The organism is Microcystis sp. M53603_WE2, assembly GCF_030065435.1.
Genome location: NZ_JASJFF010000691.1, coordinates 1 through 2,120 on the forward strand (window position 1 = coordinate 1; position 2,120 = coordinate 2,120).

The window sequence follows — 2,120 nt, forward strand, 5'->3', positions numbered from 1 at the left end:
CCTAAACCAATCACGAAAATTAGCAATCCAGAAACGTAAATAAGAGGCAGGGTATCTTCCATAATTAGCGATCGAGCAATCAATATTTTTATACTTATTCCCTCAAATTATAACAGGATTTAGTCAGTGATCAGTGATCAGTTATCAGTGATCACTGATCAGATTTGAGTTTTCAGTTCACTGATTACTGATTACTGTTCACTGTTCACAGCAAAAAAGCACCCTATCTCCCCATTTCCCGAATTCTCAGGGGTAAGCCCCAATAGTTCACCCGTTCTGCTAACCAGCCGGTGGATTCTAGCCGCTCGATCGCTTGATTGACGCGTTCTCGGAGACTTTGGTACTGTAAACCTTTAGGGAGAACGACTCCTAGAGCGATCGCACCCAACTGGATCGGTAATTGATGATAATTGGAGAATTGCTGCACCCAACCGGTTAAAAGGCTATTATCAGCCGCAAAAGCGTCTATTTCCCCCGTTTCCAGTAAATTTAAAGCTTCTTGATAGGAAGCAACCCCGCGCAGGGTAGCCTTAGGTAAATTGGAACGCACAAGGGCGATTGTCGTCGAGCCGTTGAGTACGGCGATTCTAGAGTTAGCTAAGTCTTCTAAACGCTGCAATTGCGGGTTTTTCGTCACAAAACCGCTGCTATCGAGGTAATAAAAGGGGCTAAAATCCACTAAGCGCTGACGTGCAGGAGTAATCGCCACACGAGCGATCGCAAAATCTACTCGATCATCAATAACCACCTGTAAACGTTCTTGATTACTAACGGGTTTGAGAATAATAGCACTGTCAGAACCGAGAATTTCTGACGCTAGACGTTTAGCGATGTCGATTTCCAATCCTTGCAGATTACCCTGAGAATCAAGGAAAGCGAGGGGAGGGAGATTATTTTTGACAGCGACAATTAATTTTCCCCGGCGTATAATTGTATCGAGATCGGCGCTAAAACTTGGGGCTACACCCAAGAGCAAAAAACCAAGAATCAATAACAAATTTTTCATACTGTTTTACCTAAACTAACTCGATTCCTACCTTGATTTTTAGCGGCAAACATGGCACGATCAGCCCGCTCGATCACCGCTTCTAGATTATTATCTTCAGGGCTAAATGTTGCCACACCAATACTAGCAGTAACTCGCACTTTTTGTCGATCAATTTCAATATTTAACTTGTTAATTACTTGACAAATGCGCCAGGCTGTGGTAGCAGCATCTTCAAGATTAGTTTCTGGGAGAATAGCGACAAATTCCTCGCCCCCAAAGCGCCCAAAACTATCCACTTGACGCAGACAGTTTTTAATTGCCCCAGCGACAGTAATTAAAGTTTTGTCCCCTAGGAGATGACCAAAGGTATCGTTAATATGTTTAAAATGGTCGATATCGATGAATAGAACCGAAAAATAACGATGATAACGACGACATCGTTGCAATTCTTTCTCGCCCAAGGCGAGAATCTCTCGACGATTATTTACCCCAGTTAGGCTATCAGTTCTGACTAGCTTTTCTAGTTGATAATTGATATTTTTCAGTTCTTCTTGGGTTTTTTTCAGTTCTAAATGAATTTTAACTTTGGCTAACAGTTCCCAACTATAAAAGGGTTTATTTACGTAGTCCACAGCCCCAGAATTAAAAGCATTGATAATATCTTCTTTTTCCTCACTATCTGTTACAAAAATAATCGGTATATGAGCGTATAAAGCATTACTTTTTAGTCTTCGACAAAGTTCTATTCCCCCCATCTCTGGCATCATTAAGTCAAGAAGAATTAGGTCAGGATTAGCAGTTTCTACTCGTTCTATTATTGCCTGTTTAACACTACTAGCATAAATAGTGGCATAACCAGCAGAATCAAGAATATTCACAGCCAATTGGAGATTTTTACCGACATCATCAACCAATAAAATTAGACAGTCTTCAGCACGAAATTTAATCATCATCAGTAAGTATAGGTAATTAAGTTAAGGACAAAATAGAGATAAGTACCTAGGCAAAATTAATTACATACTCGCCTCCAAAATTGTCCAGCACTTTTTTAACGTAAGCGAGGAGGCTCTTTCGGTCTTTATAGGCGCTAAATTCAATCCATTCATATTTTAAAAATCTCCATAATATTTCA

2 protein-coding genes and 2 pseudogenes are annotated in these 2,120 nt (G+C 40.3%); all 4 read right to left on the bottom strand.

Going from position 1 to position 2,120, the window contains the following annotated elements:
- A pseudogene (locus tag PX481_RS30175) lies at nucleotides 1-62 on the bottom strand (tetratricopeptide repeat protein); the annotation flags it as partial.
- 161 nt (nucleotides 63-223) lie between these two features.
- A complete protein-coding gene (locus PX481_RS14915; RefSeq protein ID WP_288024526.1) occupies nucleotides 224-1,006 on the bottom strand; it encodes a transporter substrate-binding domain-containing protein in 783 nt (260 codons plus the stop codon).
- Nucleotides 1,003-1,938 (bottom strand): GGDEF domain-containing response regulator, encoded by a 936-nt coding sequence (locus PX481_RS14920; protein WP_288094862.1) that lies wholly within the window; start codon nucleotides 1,936-1,938, stop codon nucleotides 1,003-1,005. Before PX481_RS14920 ends, PX481_RS14915 begins: the two co-directional genes overlap by 4 nt.
- 49 nt (nucleotides 1,939-1,987) lie before the next feature.
- Nucleotides 1,988-2,120: pseudogene (locus PX481_RS14925) on the bottom strand (IS630-like element ISMae24 family transposase); the annotation flags it as partial.